This is a genomic window from Cryobacterium sp. N21, assembly GCF_002929575.1.
GTDB lineage: Bacteria > Actinomycetota > Actinomycetes > Actinomycetales > Microbacteriaceae > Cryobacterium > Cryobacterium flavum.
In genome coordinates this window covers 436,634-456,302 of sequence record NZ_PJJQ01000034.1, presented here as the reverse complement: position 1 = coordinate 456,302, position 19,669 = coordinate 436,634, and the positions used below count along the sequence as shown (strand labels likewise).

At 65.2% G+C, this 19,669-nt stretch carries 19 protein-coding genes; 4 read left to right on the top strand and 15 right to left on the bottom strand.

Going from position 1 to position 19,669, the window contains the following annotated elements; translation table 11 throughout:
* Positions 1-25 precede the first annotated feature (25 nt).
* Positions 26-733, bottom strand: coding sequence for a type 1 glutamine amidotransferase domain-containing protein (locus CXY77_RS14325; RefSeq protein WP_092341421.1), 708 nt, complete (start codon positions 731-733; stop codon positions 26-28).
* Positions 734-786: 53 nt separating this feature from the next.
* On the bottom strand, positions 787-1,821 hold the full coding sequence (locus CXY77_RS14320) for an NADP-dependent oxidoreductase (protein WP_104130288.1): 1,035 nt from the start codon (positions 1,819-1,821) through the stop codon (positions 787-789).
* Positions 1,822-1,922: 101 nt separating this feature from the next.
* Here CXY77_RS14320 and CXY77_RS14315 point away from each other — a divergent pair, with 101 nt between their 5' ends.
* The gene (locus CXY77_RS14315; RefSeq protein WP_104130287.1) at positions 1,923-2,528 is read left to right on the top strand and encodes a TetR/AcrR family transcriptional regulator; all 606 of its coding nucleotides are present in this window, start codon (positions 1,923-1,925) and stop codon (positions 2,526-2,528) included.
* 107 nt (positions 2,529-2,635) lie between these two features.
* On the opposite strand, the gene CXY77_RS14310 is transcribed toward CXY77_RS14315, so the two are convergent.
* From CXY77_RS14310 to CXY77_RS14300, 3 genes are read right to left on the bottom strand one after another with little or no spacing between them, the layout of a single operon-like run.
* Entirely contained in the window at positions 2,636-3,376 is a 741-nt protein-coding gene (locus CXY77_RS14310) for a fumarylacetoacetate hydrolase family protein (protein WP_104130286.1), read from the bottom strand.
* A 40-nt stretch (positions 3,377-3,416) separates the two neighbouring features.
* Positions 3,417-4,514: a branched-chain amino acid aminotransferase gene (locus CXY77_RS14305; protein ID WP_104130285.1), complete on the bottom strand. Its 1,098-nt coding sequence runs from the start codon at positions 4,512-4,514 to the stop codon at positions 3,417-3,419.
* A complete protein-coding gene (locus tag CXY77_RS14300; RefSeq protein WP_104130284.1) occupies positions 4,511-5,581 on the bottom strand; it encodes a 3-isopropylmalate dehydrogenase in 1,071 nt (356 codons plus the stop codon). The genes CXY77_RS14305 and CXY77_RS14300 overlap by 4 nt, the downstream gene beginning before the upstream one ends.
* Before the next feature lie 112 nt (positions 5,582-5,693).
* Here CXY77_RS14300 and CXY77_RS14295 point away from each other — a divergent pair, with 112 nt between their 5' ends.
* Positions 5,694-5,945 (top strand): DUF6458 family protein, encoded by a 252-nt coding sequence (locus CXY77_RS14295; RefSeq protein WP_092341415.1) that lies wholly within the window; start codon positions 5,694-5,696, stop codon positions 5,943-5,945.
* Positions 5,946-6,019: 74 nt separating this feature from the next.
* Here CXY77_RS14295 and CXY77_RS14290 read toward each other — a convergent pair whose 3' ends face one another.
* Positions 6,020-7,513, bottom strand: a complete 1,494-nt coding sequence (locus CXY77_RS14290; protein WP_233197428.1) for an MFS transporter — start codon at positions 7,511-7,513, stop codon at positions 6,020-6,022.
* Positions 7,514-7,787: 274 nt separating this feature from the next.
* Here CXY77_RS14290 and CXY77_RS20880 point away from each other — a divergent pair, with 274 nt between their 5' ends.
* On the top strand, positions 7,788-8,351 hold the full coding sequence (locus CXY77_RS20880) for a TetR/AcrR family transcriptional regulator (RefSeq protein ID WP_134505267.1): 564 nt from the start codon (positions 7,788-7,790) through the stop codon (positions 8,349-8,351).
* A gap of 58 nt (positions 8,352-8,409) precedes the next feature.
* On the opposite strand, the gene serA is transcribed toward CXY77_RS20880, so the two are convergent.
* Entirely contained in the window at positions 8,410-10,002 is a 1,593-nt protein-coding gene (serA, locus tag CXY77_RS14280; protein ID WP_104130283.1) for a phosphoglycerate dehydrogenase, read from the bottom strand.
* A gap of 86 nt (positions 10,003-10,088) precedes the next feature.
* On the opposite strand from serA, the gene CXY77_RS14275 reads away from it, so the two are divergent.
* Positions 10,089-10,484: a DoxX family membrane protein gene (locus CXY77_RS14275; RefSeq protein WP_092341413.1), complete on the top strand. Its 396-nt coding sequence runs from the start codon at positions 10,089-10,091 to the stop codon at positions 10,482-10,484.
* Here CXY77_RS14275 and CXY77_RS14270 read toward each other — a convergent pair whose 3' ends face one another.
* The 8 genes from CXY77_RS14270 to CXY77_RS14235 form a co-directional block, all read right to left on the bottom strand.
* Entirely contained in the window at positions 10,485-10,856 is a 372-nt protein-coding gene (locus CXY77_RS14270) for a bacitracin resistance protein (protein WP_104130282.1), read from the bottom strand.
* Positions 10,853-11,368: a DNA polymerase III subunit gamma/tau gene (locus tag CXY77_RS14265; protein ID WP_104130281.1), complete on the bottom strand. Its 516-nt coding sequence runs from the start codon at positions 11,366-11,368 to the stop codon at positions 10,853-10,855. The genes CXY77_RS14270 and CXY77_RS14265 overlap by 4 nt, the downstream gene beginning before the upstream one ends.
* A complete protein-coding gene (locus CXY77_RS14260; RefSeq protein WP_104130280.1) occupies positions 11,365-12,078 on the bottom strand; it encodes a DUF998 domain-containing protein in 714 nt (237 codons plus the stop codon). Before CXY77_RS14260 ends, CXY77_RS14265 begins: the two co-directional genes overlap by 4 nt.
* An 81-nt stretch (positions 12,079-12,159) precedes the next feature.
* Positions 12,160-13,188, bottom strand: a complete 1,029-nt coding sequence (gene ilvC / locus CXY77_RS14255; RefSeq protein WP_092341409.1) for a ketol-acid reductoisomerase — start codon at positions 13,186-13,188, stop codon at positions 12,160-12,162.
* 46 nt (positions 13,189-13,234) lie between these two features.
* Entirely contained in the window at positions 13,235-13,744 is a 510-nt protein-coding gene (gene ilvN, locus CXY77_RS14250; RefSeq protein WP_166792332.1) for an acetolactate synthase small subunit, read from the bottom strand.
* A gap of 2 nt (positions 13,745-13,746) precedes the next feature.
* Positions 13,747-15,540 carry an acetolactate synthase large subunit gene (locus CXY77_RS14245; RefSeq protein ID WP_092341407.1) on the bottom strand — a complete coding sequence of 598 codons (1,794 nt, stop codon included), beginning with the start codon at positions 15,538-15,540 and terminating at the stop codon, positions 13,747-13,749.
* Between the two features lie 85 nt (positions 15,541-15,625).
* Positions 15,626-17,320: a dihydroxy-acid dehydratase gene (gene ilvD / locus CXY77_RS14240; RefSeq protein ID WP_092341406.1), complete on the bottom strand. Its 1,695-nt coding sequence runs from the start codon at positions 17,318-17,320 to the stop codon at positions 15,626-15,628.
* 31 nt (positions 17,321-17,351) lie between these two features.
* The gene (locus CXY77_RS14235) at positions 17,352-19,562 is read right to left on the bottom strand and encodes a bifunctional alpha,alpha-trehalose-phosphate synthase (UDP-forming)/trehalose-phosphatase (protein WP_233197416.1); all 2,211 of its coding nucleotides are present in this window, start codon (positions 19,560-19,562) and stop codon (positions 17,352-17,354) included.
* Between the last annotated feature and the right edge of the window lie 107 nt (positions 19,563-19,669).

The following is a 19,669-nucleotide window of genomic DNA, read 5'->3' as shown; positions in this document are numbered from 1 at the left end:
CCCCTGGGCCCGACGTCGCCCGCCGTTATGCCTTATCGGCGACGGCCGCGATGATCGCCTCGGCGAGGGCACCCGACGAAGCAGGGTTCTGGCCGGTATACAGGTTGCGGTCGATCTCCATGTGCGGCGCGAACGATTCACCGGCGATGAAATCGGCTCCCAGTTCGACCAGACGGCTCTGCACGAGCCACGGAGCCTTCGGAGCCAGTCCGCCGAGAACCTCTTCGGCGTCGGTGAAGCCGGTCATCCGGTAGCCGGTGAACGGCCAGCTGTCGTCGGCGCGCTTGGCAGCGAGCAGCGCGGCTGGAGCGTGGCAGAGTACGCCGAGGATGCGACCGGTGTCGAGCGCTTCGGTGAGAATGCTCCCCGACACGGCGTCGAAGGCGAGGTCTTCCATCGGGCCGTGACCGCCCGGGTAGAAGACCACGTCGTAATCGCCAACGTTGATGTCGTTGAGGCTGAGCGGTTCGTCGAGCTGAGCGGAAATGGTTCCGATGTAGTCGATGAGCTGCGCCACACGCTCCTCTCCGCCGGCCGCGTCCGCACGGAGGCTGACCGCATCGATTGTCGGAGCCACGCCGCCCGGTGTGGCGATGCTGATCTGCCAGCCGGCCGCAGTGAACAGGCGGTGCGGCTCAGCGAGCTCCTCTGCCCAGTATCCGGTGGGGTGCTGGCTGCCGTCAGTGAGGGTCCAGTGGTCAGCGGCGCTGACTACGAAAAGTACGTGAGTCATAGTGTCTCCATTTACTGTGAAATCTTTCGTGGAATCGTGCGTGTGAATTCGGCTCAGAGCGCCGGAACAGTTTCGCCCGTGCGCACGACCATCTTTCCGGTGTTCTCGCCGCGCATGAGGCCGAGGAACGCCGCGACGGTGTTCTCGACGCCGTCGACGATGGTCTCGTCGAAGACGATCTCGCCGGAAGCCAACCAGTTCGCCATCTCGGCGGAGAACGCCGGGAGGTGCGACCAGTAGTTGCCGATCGTGAAGCCCGTGAGGGTGAGGCCGCGGGTGACGATGTTGGACATATTGTTGGGGCCGGCCGGGGCATCCGTGCTGTTGTAGAGCGAGATCGCGCCGCACAGGGCAGCACGCCCGCCGTCGTTGAACGACGCGAGGGCTGCCTCGAGGTGTTCACCTCCGACATTGTCGTAATAAACGTCGATGCCGTCTGGCGCTGCGACGGCCAGCTGGTCTGTGATGGATCCGTCCTTGTAGTTGAACGCGGCGTCAAAGCCGTACTTGCTGGTGAGCAGGGCCACCTTCTCGGGCGATCCGGCCGAGCCGATGACGCGCTTGGCCCCCTTGAGCCGGGCGATCTGGCCGACCATACTGCCGACCGCGCCCGCTGCGCCGGAGACGAACACGGTGTCGCCTTCTTTGAGCTGTGCGATCTCGAGCAGGCCGACATAGGCAGTCAGTGCAGTCATGCCGAGCACGCCGAGGTAAGCGGAGGCCGGAACGCCGGGGAGCTCGGGAACGACCCTGAAGCCGGCGGCGTCCTCCTGCACCAGGTCACGCCAGCCGTACTGATGGGTGACGACGTCGCCGATGGCGAACGCCTCGTTTGCGGAGGCGATGACGCGGCCGACAGCCGCGCCGGTCATGGTCTCACCGAGCATGAACGGCGGTATGTAGCTCCTCACATCGTTCATCCGGCCACGCATGTACGGGTCGACGGAGATGAATTCATTCGCGACTCGAATCTGGCCGACTGCAAGCTCCGGCAGGTCGACAGTCACGGTGCGGAAGTCCGCATCCGTCGGCCAACCGACGGGACGATTTACGAGCTGGATCTGGGTACTGACGGTATTTGACGCCATGGTCGGCTCCTCTGCTAGTTCTAGAACGATCGTTTTACTATAAAGTAGACTCATCGGTACACAAAATTGTCCGATCGTCGGACAGGATTCAAGGAGCGAACATGGGGCGGATGCAGACCTTTGACAGCGGAGTGGTCGTGCAGGCTGCGCGAAACCTTTTCTGGGACAAGGGGTTCGACGGCGCATCCCTGGCCGAGCTGGAGGCGGCCACGGGCGTCGGGCGGTCCAGCCTGTACCACGCGTTCGGGAGCAAACGCGGGCTCTTCGACGCCGCAGTCACCGACTATCTGGAGACGGTGATCCGGCCACGGCTGGCCGGATTGCGAGCGGGCCCCCGCGATTCCTCAGCCCTGCTCGAGTACTTCGCCGGCCTCGCCCGCGCAACGGTCACGCAGGCCCCCGACTCAGCGCAGACCGGATGCCTTCTGGTCAATTGCGCGGCCGGCCTCGCCGCGCACGACGAGCCGACCCGCGCAGTCGTGGAGGGATATCGCATCGAACTGGCCGAGGCGTTAAGACACGCGCTCGAAAACGCCGCAGCCCCGTCGCCGTCAGCGGCGGAATCCGTCGACGAGCGCGTGCGCACCCTGACTTCCTTGTCGATCAGCGCGATGCTGATGGCCCGGGTCAACCGCGACGAGGCGATCGCCCTGCTGTCCACGGCGTCGAACCAGATCAGGGACTGGTTCCCGGACCCTGTGATCTGAGCCACAAGATCAAGTTATTTGTCCGGGCGCACCTTGTGTAGCCAGGCGCAGGTTATACGGTGCGCCCAGCTACCGAACCTGCGCCCGGAGCGACGGGGCGCACGAACTCAGGCCGGGCGAACGACCGGGTTCACCAGGGTTCCGATGCCTGCGATGGACATCGAGACCGTGTCGCCGTCCTCGACGGCGGCGGCGGTGTCCATCGGCCCGGCCAGAATCACGTCGCCCGGCAGCAGGGTGAACACGCTGGAGGCGTACGCGACGAGGGCCGCGACGGTCTCCTCCGTCGGGGTCGAATCGTCGTCGCCGAGCTCCACCGCCTGAAATTCCTCATCGTTGATCAGGCCGCGCAGCGGTGTGGCCGCGTCGTCGAAGTCGGTCTCAATGACGGGTCCGAACGGGAGGAAGGTGTCGAAGGCGCCGGCCCGGGTCGTATCCCGCTCGGCGAGGTCGGTCGCGGTGACGACCGTGGCGACGGTGTAGCCGAAGACGCGGCCGGTGGCATCCGCTACCGAGACATTCTTAGCAATCTTGCCGATAATAATGGCGAGTTGGCCGTCGACCTCGACACGTTCGGAGGCGGCCGGCAGCACGATAGCGTCGCCCGGCCCGACGACGGCGGTGTTGGGCTTCAGTACAAACACCGGCTCGGCGCCCGACTGCTGCACCGCGACGATCTTGGAGCGCGGAATCACCGGGGCGAGCAGTTTCACGTCAGCCAAAGCCACGCGGTCGCCGGTGGTGTCGAAGCCGGCGAACATCGGGTCACTCGCGAGAACGACCAGTTCGTGCTCGTCAACAATGCCGAACGCAATGGCGCCCTGGTAGCTATAGCGTGCGATCTTCACGTTGTGCGCCTTCCGCGGCCCCGAGACAGGGCCAAAAGCTTCAGTTTAGTCGAGTGAGCCAGCCGTGACGATCGGGCACGCGTCCATACTGAATGTCGGTGAGTTCTTGCCGAAGCGACAGGGTGATCCGACCGGCGGGGGCATCCGGGTCGCCGATGGTGAAGTCCTTCGCCTTGACCTGACCGATCGGCGTGACCACGGCGGCGGTTCCGCAGGCGAAGACCTCGGTGATGGCGCCGGATGCGACACCCTCACGCCACTCCCCCAGGGTCACCTCGCGCTCCTCCACGGTCATTCCGCGGTCGCGTGCGAGCTGCATGATGCTGTCGCGGGTGACGCCCTCGAGGATAGATCCGGTCAGGCGCGGCGTGACGAGCGTGTCGGTGCCGTACACGAAGAACACGTTCATGCCGCCCAATTCGTCGATGTGGCTGCCGGTCTCCCCGTCGAGAAAGAGCACCTGGGCGCAGCCGTTCTCATAGGCTTCCATCTGCGGCAGCAGCGAGGCGGCGTAGTTTCCGCCGCATTTGGCGGCGCCGGTCCCGCCGCGGCCGGCGCGGGAGTACTCGGTCGAGAGCCAGATCTTCACCGGGGCGACGCCGTCGGCGAAGTAGGCGCCGGCGGGGCTCGCGATCACGTAGAAACTCACCTTGTGGGCGGCACGCACCCCGAGAAAGCTCTCATTGGCGATCATGAACGGACGCAGGTACAGGCTGGTCTCGGGTGCCGAGGGCACCCAATCGCCGTCGATGGCAATCATCTGCTTGACCGACTCGATGAAGTCTGCCACCGACAGTTCGGGCAGCGCGAGGCGGTGGGCGGAACGCTGGAGACGCTGCGCATTTTTTTCGGGCCGGAAGGTCCAGATCGAATTGTCGGCGTGCCGGTAGGCCTTGAGGCCCTCGAAAATCTCCTGGCCGTAGTGCAGCACCGAGGAGGCGGGGTCGAGCAGCAGGGGGCCGTACGGGGTGACCCGCGCGTCGTGCCAGCCGGCTTCGACCGACCAGTCGATCGTGACCATGTGGTCGGTGAAGTGCTTGCCGAAGCCCGGGTCGGCCAGAATCTCTTCCCGTTCGGTCTCGGCGCGCGCGTCGGTCGACGGAGTGAGGGCAAAAGTCAGGGGGAAAGTCACGGTCATTTCAGTACCTTGTCTGTCAGAAGGGTCACGATGGCGTCTCCCACCTCAGCGGTGCTGCGTCGCACGAGAGCGGAGCGGCGAGCAAGGTCGTCGGCGACCGCCTCGTTGACGCGAGCCGCGGCATCCGTCAGCCCGAGATGATCGAGCAACAGTGCCACCGAGAGGATGGCCGCGGTCGGGTCGGCGAGTTGCTGGCCTGCGATATCGGGGGCCGAGCCGTGCACCGGCTCGAACATGCTGGGAAAGCGACCCGTCGGGTTGATATTGCCGGAGGCCGCCAAGCCGATGCCGCCGCTGATTGCCGCTGCCAGGTCGGTGAGAATATCGCCAAAAAGGTTATCGGTGATGAGTACATCGAATCTACTCGGATTCGTGACGAAGAAAATGGTCGCCGCGTCGACATGCAGGTAATTAACCGCAACCTGGGGGTACTCGGCGGCCACCTCGTTCACGATGCGCTGCCACAGGCCGCCGGCGAAAACGAGCACGTTGGTCTTGTGCACGAGGGTGAGGCGTTTGCGCTCGCGACCCTGGGCCACCTCGAAGGCGTACCGCACAACGCGTTCCACCCCGTAGGCGGTGTTCACCGACACCTCGTTGGCGACTTCCTGCGGCGTGCCGCGACGGATGGCGCCGCCGTTGCCCACGTAGGGGCCCTCTGTACCTTCGCGCACGACGACGAAGTCGACCACGCCGGGCGCGGCGAGCGGGCTCGTGACGCCGGGGTAGATCGTGCAGGGCCGCAGGTTCACGTAGTGGTCGAGTGCGAAGCGCAGGCCGAGCAGCAGCCCACGCTCGATGTTGGCGTCTTTCAGGCGTGGGTCGCCGGGAACGCCGCCGACAGCACCGAGCAGAATCGCGTCATGCTGCCGGATCGACGCGAGGTCGGCATCCGTGAGTACATCACCGGTTTCGAGGAACCGCGCGGCGCCCAGCTGAAAGGTGCTCGTCTCAATCGTGACGTCATCGCGGGCAGTGACGGCGCCGAGTACCTTCACGGCCTCGGCGACAACTTCCGGTCCAATCCCGTCTCCGGGAATGACAGCGAGTTTGATAGTACGAGACATGTGGCTCCGAAACAGTCAATGATCACCTGAATTGCGTATAGTCAAACCTTACCTTTCTCACCGAAGTGCCTAGGCTTGTCCCTAGCGCACCACCAACGGAAAGCAGGAAATCATGAGTATCGGACTAGGAATCTTTCTGCTCGTCGTCGGCGCCATTCTGGTGTGGGCCCTCGACGTGACCGTCACCGGCATTGATCTGACGCTCGTCGGCTATATTCTGCTCGCGGCCGGAGCGCTCGTGACGATCCTCGGCATCGTACTGATGACCCGCCGCCGCAATAGCGTGAGCACCACCCGCACGATCGCCGACCCGGCGAACGGCGAGCAGGTCACGCGTCGCGAGAACTCGATCGACGACCTCTAACCCACAGCTCGCGAAAGCGGGTGAAGTGTTGCTTGAGCACTCGCGAAACAACGCGTCACCCGCTTTCGCGGGCTTTAGCGGGCCCGGCGTAGCGACAGCAGCGCCACGACGGCCGCTCCGAGCACCAGCGCGACGCCGATCCAGGCGGTCAGGCCCACACCGCTGTCGAAGGCGTGTCGGGCCGACTCGAGCAGCTGCTCCCCGGCCACGGGCGAAAGATGGCCGGCCACGGACACCGCTCCGCCGAGAGTCTCCCCCGCCGCCAGCCGGTCGGCCGCGCTCAGGCCGTCCGGCAACAGTACTGCCGCCCGGTAAGACACGGTGAGGATGGTGCCGAGTACGGCCGTTCCGAGCACCGCTCCCAGTTCGTAGGCTGTTTCAGACACAGCGGATGCCGCCCCTGCCTTGTCGGCCGGCGCGGTCGCCACGATGAGCTCGTTCGAGACGGTTTCGGCCGCGCCGATTCCGATGCCGAGCAGCACGAAGGCGACGCCGATCCAGAACGCATCGATTGCACCGCCGCGCAGCGCGATCGACGCGAATCCAGCCACCGACACCAGCAGCGCCACGGGCACCACCCGCGACGGCCGTACCCGGCGTGCAATCGGCACGATCAGCAGTCCGGCCACGATCATCGCGGCCAGGCCGGGAACGAGCACCAGCCCGGCGTTCAACGGCGACAGCCCGAGCACGAGTTGCAGGTGCTGCGAGATGAAGAACAGGCAGCCGACCAGCGCCGTGACACTGAGCAGGTTGACGCCGACCGCGCCGCTGAAAGCGCCGCGTCGAAACAGCCCCATGTCGAGCATGGGGTTCGGCACATGCAGCTGTCGACGCACGAACCAGACGCCGAGCCCCAGTCCGAGCGCGATCGGGGCGACCGTGATCCAGGTCACGCCGTGCTCGGCGATGCTCTTGATGCCGTAGACGATCGGCAGCATGGTGCCGAGTGAGAGGGCAATACTGAGCAGGTCGATGCGCCCCGGGTGCGGATCCCGCGATTCGGTCACCAGAATTGGCGCCAGCACGAGCAGCGGCAGCAGAACGGGAACGGCGATCAGAAAGACCGAGCCCCAGGCGAAGTGCTCGAGCAGAATGCCGCCGACCACCGGGCCAAGGGCGCTGCCAGCCGCAAAGCCGGTGGCCCAAATCGCGATAGCGAGGCGACGCTGGTCGCGGTCGACGAAGGTGGAACGCAGCAGCGACAGAGTCGACGGCATGAGCATGGCGCCGAAGAATCCGAGGGCGGCGCGGGCGATGATGAGCCCCTCGATGCTCGGGGCGAAGGCCCCGAACACCGAGACCACACCGAAGCCGGCCGAACCGATCATCAGCAGGCGGCGACGTCCGATGCGGTCGCCCAGGCTGCCCATTGCCACGAGCAGTCCGGCCAGCACGAGAGGGTAGATGTCAACCATCCAGAGCAGCTGCACACCGCTCGGCAGGGTGGCCGTGGAGATCGCCGGCAGGGCGAAGTTGAGCACGGTGTTGTCGATCGACACGAGCAGTACCGGTAGCATGAGCACCGCGAGGGCCCACCAGCGCCTGCGGTCGTGCCGTACTGGCAAAGCGGATGCCGCGGTGCTGGCCGATCCGGCTGCCCGCGTCTCGCTGCTTCGACTCTCTGCCGCACGGCTTTGGTCGGCGTGGTTCGAGGCGATACCGGGCAGGGTAATGGAATTGGTGGGAACAGCGGGGGCAGACACGATCTCATTCACTTTCTGGGTTCTTTCTCGACCGCCACGGGCGGAGCGACAAATGTAACTGTACCGGCTAGACGGTATAGTTGTCTAGTTCGCCCGTGCCCGACCGAGAGTTTGCGTGTTCGTTACCATGGCCCATATGCCGAAAAATGCTGCCGCACCATCCGTTCCCACCCGGGATCGTCTGCTCGACGCCTTCGAAGACCTGCTGGTCGAGGGCGGCGAGCGGTCGGCGACGCTCGATGCCGTCGCGGCGGCCGCTGCAGTCTCCAAGGGCGGTCTGCTGTACCACTTCGCGTCGAAGGACGCCCTGGTCGACGGTGTTCTGGCACGGTTGGACGCGCTCGCCCTGCAGGACGCCGAAAATATTCGCACCGCCCCGGCCGGCCCAGTCGACTATCTCATTCGCACCTCGGTGCACACCGGCAGTCCCCTCGACCGCGCCTATATTGCCGGGTCGCGTTTGGCCCAGGGCCGGGATCCCCGTGCCATGCAGGTGCTCGCCGATATTCGTCGGCGCTGGCTGTCGGTGATCGAAGAGGCCGTGCACGACCCGGATACCGCCCAGGCGATCATGCTGATCAGCGACGGTCTCTACGTCAACAGTTCACTGGCCGAGAACGAGCTGGCACCGCAGGATCCCACGGATGCGGCGATGGCGCGGCTGATTGCCCTGATCGGCCGGCTTCTGCCCGGCTCCTAGAGATACACGAGTGGGCGCCTACAGGGCAGGCGCCCACTCGCATCCGTTCTAAACAGGCCTATTCGGTGAGGTCGATCGCCACCACGATCTCGGCGTCGATCGCGGCGCGCACCGCGGTGAGCAGTCCGGCCGGAACCTCGGAGTCGACGGTCAGCACGCTGAGCGCCTTGCCGCCGGCCACGTGACGGGCGATCTGCATGCCGGCGATGTTGATGTTAGCCTCGCCGAATTCGCGACCGTACACGGCGACGATTCCCGGGCGGTCGGCGTAGAGCATGACGATGAGGTTCTTGGCGAAGGGAACCTCCACGTCGTAGCCGTTGATCTCGACGATCTTCTCGATCTGCTTGGTGCCCGTGAGGGTACCCGAGACGGAGACCTGCGAACCATCGGCGAGGGCACCACGCAGCGTGATCACGTTGCGGTACTCGGGCGATTCGGCGTCGGTGAGCATGCGCACCGTGACACCGCGCTGCTCGGCCAGCAGCGGTGCGTTGACGTACGAGACGGTTTCGCTGACCACGTTCGTGAAGATGCCCTTGAGCGCAGCGAGCTTGAGCACGCTGACGTCGTACTCGACGAGTTCGCCGCGCACCTCGATGTCGACGCTCGTGAGCGGGCTGTGCGCGGCGAGGCCGGAGAACACCTGGCCGAGCTTCTCGACCAGCGGGATGCCGGGGCGCACGTAGGGGTCGATGACGCCGCCGGCCACGTTGACCGCGTCGGGAACGAGTTCGCCGGAGAGCGCGAGGCGCACGGACTTGGCGACGGAGACGCCGGCCTTTTCCTGCGCTTCGTCGGTCGAAGCGCCGAGGTGCGGGGTGGTAATGATGTTGTCGAGTCCGAGCAGCGGCGAACCGGTCGGCGGTTCGTTGACAAACACGTCGAGGCCGGCGCCGGCGATGGTGCCGGCGACGAGGGCTTCGTGCAGTGCGTCTTCGTCGATGAGTCCGCCGCGGGCGACGTTGACGACGAACGCGGTGGGCTTCATCAGCCCCAGCTGGGCGGCACCGATCATGCCGGTGGTCTCGGGGGTCTTCGGCATGTGGATCGTGACGAAGTCGGACTGGGCGAGCAGTTCGTCGAGGGTGACCGGGGTCACGCCGAGCTGCTGGGCGCGGGCCGAGGTGATGTAGGGGTCGTAGGCGATGACGTTGGTACCGAACGCCTGCATGCGGGCGGTGATGAGCGCACCGATACGGCCGAGGCCGATGATGCCGATGGTCTTTTCGTAGAGCTCGACGCCGGTGTACTTGGAGCGCTTCCAGGCTCCGTCGGCGAGGGCGCCTGACGCGGCCGGAATGTGCCGGGCCAAGCTCAGGATGTGACCCACGGTCAGCTCGGCGGCCGAGATGATGTTGGAGGTTGGTGCGTTGACGACCATGACACCGGCTGCGGTGGCGGCCTTGATGTCAACGTTGTCCAGGCCGACGCCGGCGCGGGCGATGACCTTCAGAAAGGGCGACGCTTTGATGGCTTCGGCATCCATTTTGGTGGCTGAGCGCACCAAAACTGCCTGCGCGGTGGCAAGCTCGGCGAACAGCGCGGAGCGATCCGTACCGTCGACGTGGTGAATGTCAAAGTCGGGCCCGAGGGCATCAACGGTGGCGGGGGAAAGTTCTTCGGCGATCAGGACGACGGGCTTCGACAATAAAATCGGATCCTTAGATTGCAAGTGTCGGCGGCGCGACAAAGGGCGCTACTCGATTTCCACCCTACCGGCTGCACAATAGACCAATGAGCAGCGACGTAATAGACGGACTCCAACTGGTTCTGCGCGTGATTCTCGCCGTGGTACTCATCGGCGCCGGAGTCACCCATTTTCTACCGGCGGTCAAGCGCACCATGGCGGCAATGATTCCGCCGCGCCTACGCCGGGATGGTTTGGCCAGCCCGGTCAATCTCGTACTGTTCACCGGAGTGTGCGAGATTGTCGGCGGCGTTGGCCTGCTCGTTCCCTCGACCAGGGTGCTCGCGGCCGGGGCGCTGGTGCTCTTTCTGGCTGCGGTGTTTCCGGCCAACGCCTACGCTGCGCGCCATCCGAAGCGCTTTGGGCGGGTGGCGATTCCGTTCGTCCCCCGGCTCATCGCCCAGCTGGTGCTGATGATCCTGATCGTTCTCGCGGTGCTCTGACTAGACGATCAATCGGGCCAGGCTGAATACGGCACCGAGGTCCAGCGATACAGCGGCAACCGCGCAGAGCCCGACCAACAGGGTCAGGGCCTGCACGCCGAAAGCCCGGTTACGTCCGAGCCAGTAGGCCAGCGCGTAGACCAGAATCGGCAGGATCACCGCGAAAATCAGCACGGTCCAGCCGAAAGCGCTCAGCTGGGTGTCGAGTGACTGCGCCAGCAGGTTGAGCAGGGCCAGGTTGCCGATGGCTTCCCACACGTCGTAGGCATAGAACAGCCCGAAGAAGATCGCGATCGCGAGCAGCAGCCAGCGCGGCGGTCGACGACGGATGGCTGTGGTCGCGTCGCCGGTGCGCTCGTCTGTGTCACTCATGATCCCGCTCCTGATCCGATAATGAAGGGCAGTGGGGCGAGAACGACGACGCCGATCAGAAGCCAGACCAGTCGGGCCCGCGGACGGCTCGTGGTGAGCCAGAAGGTGCCCCCGAACCAAACCAGCGGCGCTGCCACGGCGAGCCAGGCGCCGAGGGAGAACATAAATTCGGCGACCGGGTCGCTGATCGGCTTCTCGATGCGAGCGACTCCAATGAACCAGCCGATCGTGTACAGCAGGTACATGCCGGCGAGAATGCCCATGCCGACGAGGGCGACCGAACTGACCGCTGCGCTCTGCGGTTCGGCATCCGGTTCGGCATCCGATTCAGTGCCAGCATCGGCCGGCTCGGTTTCGACCGCTCGCTGGGCTGACACTGACTGCTCTGGGATAGTCCATCCCTCCGGTAGGCCGGTTGGTTCGGGCGCGGCCCGACCGCTTCCCGTCGGCACCAGGGTCGGGTCGTCGTCGCCGGCCCAGTTCAGCGCATCGTCGTCGCGTGTGGCATTCATTTTTCCAGAGTATCCGGTTGCTGCCGATGCTGACGGTTTGGCCGGCGACGGATGCCGGCGCTCACCGAAAAGGTCCACCCCAGAATCCCGACCAGGGCCACACGTTCGGCGAGACCGACGATGCCGGGCAGCCAGACACTGGCCGCGACGACCAGCAACAGCCCGGCCAGGGTGATCGCAGAGAACGCAATCGCCCAGGGCAGCACCCTCGGCAGCAGGCCTCGAACCCGCAGCCAGATCGTCAGCAGCCCGATAGCGATGAGCGCCGTGACGAAGCCGAAGGATGCGACGGCGAGATGAATGACGCCGACCGTGGTCGAGGTCTGCAGGGTGCTCTCGTGGGAAGCGCTGACGTCGGTCGGAAAGACGGCGAGTACCGCCGAGCTGGCTCCCCCGATGAGCAGCAGCGCGAGGCCCAGACCGAGTAGTACGTCCCGACGCCGGGGCAACAGGGCCCGCGCGGTCAGGGCAATCGCGACGACGACGGCAACGCAGAACACGGCGCGGCCGAGAAAGTTGAGGTTCATGATCCAGCCGTACGGGCCGACGGCGAGATTGCTCTCGGCGTCGCTGATCGGGCTGTAATGCGGCGGCAAAAACTGCAGCACCACGTCGATGAGCGCATACAGCACGACACCGACCATGGCGACGGTCGTCAGGCTATGCCGCACCACACGCAACCGGCGGGTGCTGGTGCCGGGAATTGCCATACCGACCAGTCTTTCGTTGTGAACGCACGAAGGGACCCTCGCGAACGAGGGCCCCTTCGTGATGCAGTTAAGCGGAAACCGCTAGCGCGACACGGATCCGTCGGTGTAGTCGTCGTCGTTCGACGCGTTCCACGCGAACAGCTTGCGCAGGCTGCGGCCGGTGGCCTCGATCGGGTGCTCTTCGCCCTTCTTGCGCAGGGCGAGGAATTCCACGCCGCCGTTGTCCTGGTCGGCAATGAAACGTTCGGCGAACGCGCCGCTCTGAATGTCGGCGAGAACGGCCTTCATGTTCTCCTTGACGCTCGGGTCGATGACGCGCGGGCCGGAGACGTAGTCGCCGTACTCGGCAGTGTCGGAGACACTCCAACGCTGCTTGGCGATGCCGCCCTCCCACATGAGGTCGACGATGAGCTTGAGCTCGTGCAGCACCTCGAAGTAGGCGACCTGCGGCTGGTAGCCGGCTTCGGTGAGAACCTCGAAGCCGTACTGGATCAGTTGTGAGGTACCACCGCAGAGCACGGCCTGCTCGCCGAACAGGTCGGTTTCGGTTTCTTCGGTGAAGGTGGTCTTGATACCGGCGGCGCGCAGGCCACCGATCGCCTTGGCGTAGCTCAGGGTGAGCGGCCAGGCGTTACCAGAGGCATCCTTCTCGACGGCGACGATCACGGGAACGCCGCGACCGGCTTCGAATTCGCGGCGCACAGTGTGGCCGGGTCCCTTGGGGGCAACCATGACGACGTCGACGCCGTCGGGAGCCGTGATGTAGCCGAAACGGATGTTGAAGCCGTGACCGAAGACGAGCGCCTTACCGGCGGTCAGGTTCGGAAGGACGTCGTCCTTGTAGAGGTGACGCTGCACCTGGTCGGGGGCGAGGATGACGATGACGTCGGCCCAGGCAGCGGCATCCGCCGTGGAGAGCACGGTGAAGCCAGCTTCTTCGGCCTTGGCCTTGCTCTTGGAGCCGTCCTTCAGGCCGATCTTGACCTCAACGCCGGAGTCGCGCAGGTTCTGTGCGTGGGCGTGACCCTGCGAGCCGTAGCCGATGACGGCCACCTTCTTGCCCTGAATGATCGACAGGTCGGCGTCTTTGTCGTAGAAAATCTCAGACAATGTGTATCTCTCCTCGTGAATTGATTGTTAGAAAAAGCTGAAAACGTTAGTTTTTGAAGACGCGCTCGGTGATCGACTTGCTACCGCGGCCGATGGCGAGCAGGCCCGACTGCGCGAGCTCGCGAATGCCGAACGGCTCGAGCACGCGCAGCAACGCCTGCGTCTTTCCGCTGTCGCCGGTGACCTCGATCACGACGGCATCCGTTGAAACGTCGACGACGCGGGCTCGGAACAGATTCACGGCTTCGAGTACCTGAGAACGGGTGGTGTTGTCGACCTTGACCTTGATCAGGAGGTGTTCGCGCTGCACCGACTGGGCCGGGTCGAGCTCGACAATCTTGATGACGTTGATCAGCTTGTTCAGCTGCTTGGTCACCTGCTCGAGCGGTATGTCTTCGACGTCGACCAGAATCGTGATGCGGGACAGGCTGGGGATCTCGCTGTGGCCCACGGCGAGGCTTTCAATGTTGAAGCCGCGGCGCGCGAACAGGCCGGCGACGCGCGTGAGCAGGCCGGGCTTGTCCTCGACGAGCAGACTCAGAACGTGGCTCGTCACGGTTATTCTTCTCCCCAGGTCGGTGCGTGATCTTTGGCGTACTGCACGAAGCTGTTGCTGACTCCCTGCGGAACCATCGGCCAGACCATGGCGCCGGGGCTCACGATGAAGTCGATCACGACCGGGCGGTCGTTGGTGGCGAGGGCCAGTTTGATGGCGTCATCAACCTGGTCCTTGCTGGTGACGCGAATGCCGAGCGCGCCATAGGCATCCGCCATTTTGACGAAGTCCGGCACCATGGCGGTGCCGTGACCGGTGTTGAGGTCGGTGAATGAGTGACGTCCGTCGTAGAACAGCGACTGCCACTGGCGCACCATGCCGAGCGAGGAGTTGTTGATGATCGCGACCTTGATCGGAATCTTGTTGATGGTGCAGGTCGCGAGTTCCTGGTTAGTCATCTGGAAGCAGCCGTCACCGTCGATCGACCAGACCACACGGTCGGGTTCGGCGACCTTGGCACCCATGGCCGCGGGCACGGAATAGCCCATGGTGCCGGCGCCGCCGGAGTTGAGCCAGGAGTTGGGGCGTTCGTACTTGATGTACTGCGCCGCCCACATCTGGTGCTGGCCGACGCCGGCCGCATACACGGCTTCGGGGCCGGTGAGCTCACCGATGCGCTGGATCACATACTGCGGGGCCAGCAGTCCGTCGGTCGGTTCGGTGAAACCGAGCGGGAACTCCTCCTTCAGGCCGTGCAGATAGGTCCACCACTCGGTCGTGTCGGCGGCAGTCCCCTGGGCGGCGTCGGCCCAGGCCAAAGTCAGGTCAGCAATGACGTCCTTGGCATCACCGACGATGGGTACATCGGCCAGGCGGATCTTGGAGATCTCCGCCGGGTCGACGTCAACGTGCACGATCTTCGCGTTGGGCGCGAATTCGCTGATCTTTCCGGTCACCCGGTCGTCGAAGCGTGCTCCGAGCGAAATGATGAGGTCACTTTCCTGCAGCGAGAGCACGGCCGGAACCGTGCCGTGCATGCCCGGCATGCCGAGGTGCTGCGGGTGCGAGTCGGGGAAGGCACCACGGGCCATGAGGGTGGTTACGACGGGTGCACCGGTCGCCTCAGCCAGCGCGAGCAGTTCAGCGGATGCGTGGGCGCGAATGACACCGCCGCCCACGTACAGCACGGGCTTCTTCGCGGCGAGCAGCAGCTGGGCTGCCGCCTGCACCTGCTTGCCGTGGGCCTTCACGATCGGCCGGTATCCGGGCAGGTCGAGTTTGGGCGGCCAGATGAACGGCGCGAGGTTTTGCTGCGCGTCCTTGGTGATGTCCACGAGCACCGGGCCGGGGCGGCCGGTCGATGCGATGTGATAGGCCGAAGCGATCGCGGCCGGAATCTCTTCCGCGGTACGGGCCAAGAAGGAGTGCTTCGTGATCGGCATGGTGATGCCAATGATGTCGGCCTCCTGGAAGGCGTCCGTTCCCATCGAGGTGGAGAAGACCTGGCCGGTGATCGCGAGCAACGGAACCGAGTCCATGTAGGCATCCGCTATGGCGGTGACGAGGTTGGTGGCGCCCGGACCGCTCGTGGCGATGGCGACGCCGACGCGACCGGTGGCAGAGGCGTAGCCCTCGGCTGCGTGGCCGGCACCCTGTTCGTGCCGCACCAGAATGTGGCGAATTTTGGTCTGGGTCATGAGCTCGTCATAGAGCGGAATAACGGCGCCGCCGGGGATACCGAAGACGTCAGTGACGCCGAGCAGTTCGAGGGTGCGAATGATCGCGCCCGAGCCGGTGAGCATTTCCGGCTCCGCAGAAGCGGGGGCCGAGGGCACGGGACTGGTTTCCGTGGTCATGATCGTTGAATCCCTACTTCGAAATCGGTCGTTTCGACATCTAACAATGTGCCCACCGGGCACCCGGGCTAGCCGGTACGAGTTGTTACCCCGTGATGGCGCCTTCAGCGGCGGAGTGCACGAGCTTGGCGTACTTTGCAAGTACGCCACGGGTGTAGCGCGGGGGAAGAGGCTCCCAGCCTTCTCGGCGAGCTGCCAGCTCTGCAGGTGCGACCAGTAGGTCCAGCGTGCGAGCTGCGATATCGACCCGTATCAGATCCCCATCGCGCACGAAGGCGATTGGACCTGCGTCCACCGCTTCGGGTGCTATGTGGCCGATACACAGTCCGGTTGTGCCGCCTGAGAATCGACCGTCCGTTAATAGTAGTACATCGGAGCCGAGGCCCGCGCCCTTGATGGCGGCCGTGATCGACAGCATCTCGCGCATACCCGGCCCACCCTTGGGTCCTTCATAGCGGATGATGACCACGTCACCCTTGTAGATTTTGCCGTCGGTAAGCGCGTCCATCGCGCCGCGTTCCCGCTCGAACACCCGAGCCGGTCCTTCGAACACGGTCGCGTCAAATCCGGCGGTCTTCACCACAGCCCCCTCGGGGGCGAACGTGCCCTTGAGGATGGTGATGCCACCGCTCTTGTGAATGGGGTTGTCAAGGGTGCGCAGCACCTCGCCGTCGAGGTCGGGCGGGTCGATCTCGGCAAGGTTCTCGGCCACGGTCTTGCCGGTGACGGTGAGCGCGTCGCCGTGAATCAGGCCAGCTTCAAGGAGCGCGCGCATGACGACGGGAACGCCGCCCTGACGGTCGACGTCGTTCATGACGTACTTGCCGAAGGGCTTGAGGTCGCCGATGTGCGGAACCTTGTCGCCGATGCGGTTGAAGTCGTCGAGGGTGAGCTCGACCTCGGCCTCGCGGGCGATGGCGAGCAGGTGCAGCACGACGTTAGTGGATCCGCCGAAGGCCATGGCCACGGCGATGGCGTTCTCGAACGCCTTGCGGGTAAGAATGTCGCGGGCGGTGATGCCGAGGCGCAGCATGTTGACGACGGCTTCGCCGGAGCGGCGGGCGAAGTAGTCGCGGCGACGATCAGCGGATGCCGGGCTCGCCGACCCCGGCAGGCTCATTCCGAGGGCCTCAGCGACGCTCGCCATGGTGTTGGCGGTGTACATGCCGCCGCAGGCGCCCTCACCCGGAGCGAACGCGCACTCGATGCGTTTGGCATCCGCTTCACTCATTCGCCCGGCCTTCACTGCGCCGACGGCTTCGAACGAGTCGATGATGGTGATGTCTTTTTCGGTGCCGTCGCTGAGCTTGACCCACCCCGGGGCGATCGATCCGGCGTAGAGGAACACGCTCGCGAGGTCGAGGCGGGCGGCGGCCATGAGCATGCCGGGCAGGGACTTGTCGCAGCCGGCCAGCAGTACGCTGCCGTCGAGGCGTTCGGCCTGCATGACGACCTCGACGGAGTCCGCGATGACTTCACGGGAGACGAGGGAGAAGTGCATTCCTTCGTGCCCCATGGAGATGCCGTCGGAGACGGAGATGGTGCCGAACTGCAGCGGGTAGCCGCCGCCGGAATGCACGCCCTCTTTAGCGGCCTGGGCTAGGCGGTCCAGCGAGAGATTGCAGGGTGTGATCTCGTTCCAGGAGCTCGCAATACCGATCTGGGGCTTGTCCCAGTCAGCGTCGCCCATGCCGACAGCACGGAGCATGCCACGGGAGGTGGTGGCCTCGATCCCATCGGTGACGTCGCGGCTACGGGGTTTCACATCGATCTCAGACATGCTTCCGAGTCTAGAACCTTGGCGGGCCCGGTCAGAGCGAACGGCCAGAGCGCAATGCGGCGATGCGCACCAGAACCTGGGTGACCTCCTGCGGGCTGCGCACCCGGTAGCCGGCGAGGGTTGCGCCCTGACCGATTTTGAGACCGACGTCATCCTCGTCGAGGGCGGCGAAGGCATCCTCGTCGGTCACGTCGTCGCCGGCGTAGAACACTCGGTCGGCGCCGGTGTAATCGCGCAGTTTCGCGAGGGCATCACCCTTGGTGCTGGAGCGCACCGAGAATTCCAGCACGTTCTTGCCTTCTCGAATGGTCAGCCCTGGCAGCTGGTCACCGAGTTGGTCGCGCGCCTGACCCTGCGCGGTCTGGCCGTCTTTCTCGGTGGCCAGGCGGGTGTGCAAGGCCAGGCCGGCGGGCTTGCGTTCAATCGTGGTGCCGGCAATGGACCCGGAGATGGTTTCGAGCACCCGGGCGAGGGTGTCGAGTTGCTCGAGTTCGGTGGAGAGCAGGTTGAGCTCGATCTCGGGGGTGTCCAGCTGCACCTCGATGCCGTGCGAGCCGGTGAGCAGCACCGCGCTCTGCGGCTGGGCGACGTGTTGCAGGCTGACCAGTGCCCGGCCGGAAACGAACGCGACGCGCACGCCCGGCAGGTCGAGGAGGGCCTGCACTGCTTCCCGGGTGCCGGCGATGGCGCGGGCGTCTTCGGGGTGGTCGACGTGGGGGGCGAGGGTGCCGTCGAAGTCGAGGGCGATCAGCAGATTTTCGGCGCCGGCAATGCTCTGCAGCGCCTGATCGAGGTCGTCCGGGATTCCGGCCGGTACTGCCGCTCCCCCGGTGAGCGCGCGCAGGAACGACGCCGACCAGGCAGCGACGTCGTTCTCGGCGACCTTGCGGCGGAGCGCGCGCATACGTCTGGTGCGCTCACGTTTGGGCATCTCGACCGCGCGCACGATCGCATCCTTGGTGCCGTCGATGTCGTGCGGGTTGATCAGGATGGCCTGTTTGAGTTCGTCAGCGGCGCCGGCGAACTCGCTTAGAACGAGAACGCCGTCCACGTCGAAGCGCACGGCCACGTATTCTTTGGCGACGAGGTTCATGCCGTCGCGCAGGGCTGTGACCAGCATCACGTCGGCGGCGAGGTACATCGCGACCATTTCTTCGCGCGGGTAACTGTGGTGGTGGTAGCTGATGGCGGTGTGGCTGATGGTGGAGAAATCACCGTTGAGGCGGCCGACTGCGAGTTCGATCTCGTCGCGCAGGGCCATGTAGGTGCTGACGCGTTCGCGGGACGGGCTGGCGACCTGCACCAGGGTGACATCTTCGACGCTCAGGCGTCCGTCGGCGAGCAGTTCTCCGAAGGCCTTGATGCGGTGCCCGATGCCCTTGGTGTAGTCGAGCCGGTCGACGCCGAGCATGAGGGTTTTCGGGTTGCCGAGGTCTTCACGAATCTGCCGTGCGCGGGCCTGGATCTCGGGGCGCCGGGCGAGTTCTTCGTAGGCGGCCGCGTCGATCGAGATCGGAAAGTGTTTGGCGATGACGCGTCGGCTGTCGCCGTTCTCGCCGGTCGGTACGTCGATGACGACGCCGCGGGTGGGATAGCCGTAGAGGCGACGCACCGCTTGGGAGAAGTTGCCGGCATCCGCTCCCCGTTGAAAGCCGATGACGTCGGCGCCGAGCAGGCCGTGCAGGATCTGTTTGCGCCAGGGCAGCTGCGCGTATATGCCATATGGCGGAAATGGAATGTGATTGAAGAATCCGATGACCAGGTCGGGGCGGGCTTCGCGCAGCATGCGCGGCACGAGCTGCAGCTGGTAGTCGTGCACCCAGACCGTGGAACCCGGGGCGGCCACCGCTGCGGCGGCGGCCGCGAATCGGCGATTGACCGCGACGTAGGCATCCCAGGTCTCGCGGTGAAAGCTCGGCGGCGCGATGACGTCGTGGTACAGCGGCCACAGGGTGTCGTTGGAGAAGCCCTCGTAGTAGTCCTCAATGTCGGCTTCGTTCAGCCGCACCGGTACGAGGGAGATGCCGTCGTTCTCGAACGGTTCGAAGTCGCGGTCGGCGACGCCCGGCCAGCCGACCCAGGCTCCGTGCGAAGAGCGCATCAGCGGTTCGAGCGCGGTGACCAGCCCGCCGGGCGACGTACGCCAGGTGACGGCGCCGTCGGCACCCTCCTCATAATCCACCGGCAGGCGGTTCGAGACGACGACGAGCGTGTAGGTGCCGGCCGGAGTATCGACGGGCACGATGGGCGCTGCTAGGTCAGTCTGGGACCGTGTGGATTCGGCTGAAGAAGTAATGGATCATCCGTTCCGGGCACACCCGACGTGCACACCTGTGTTGCCCTACCAAG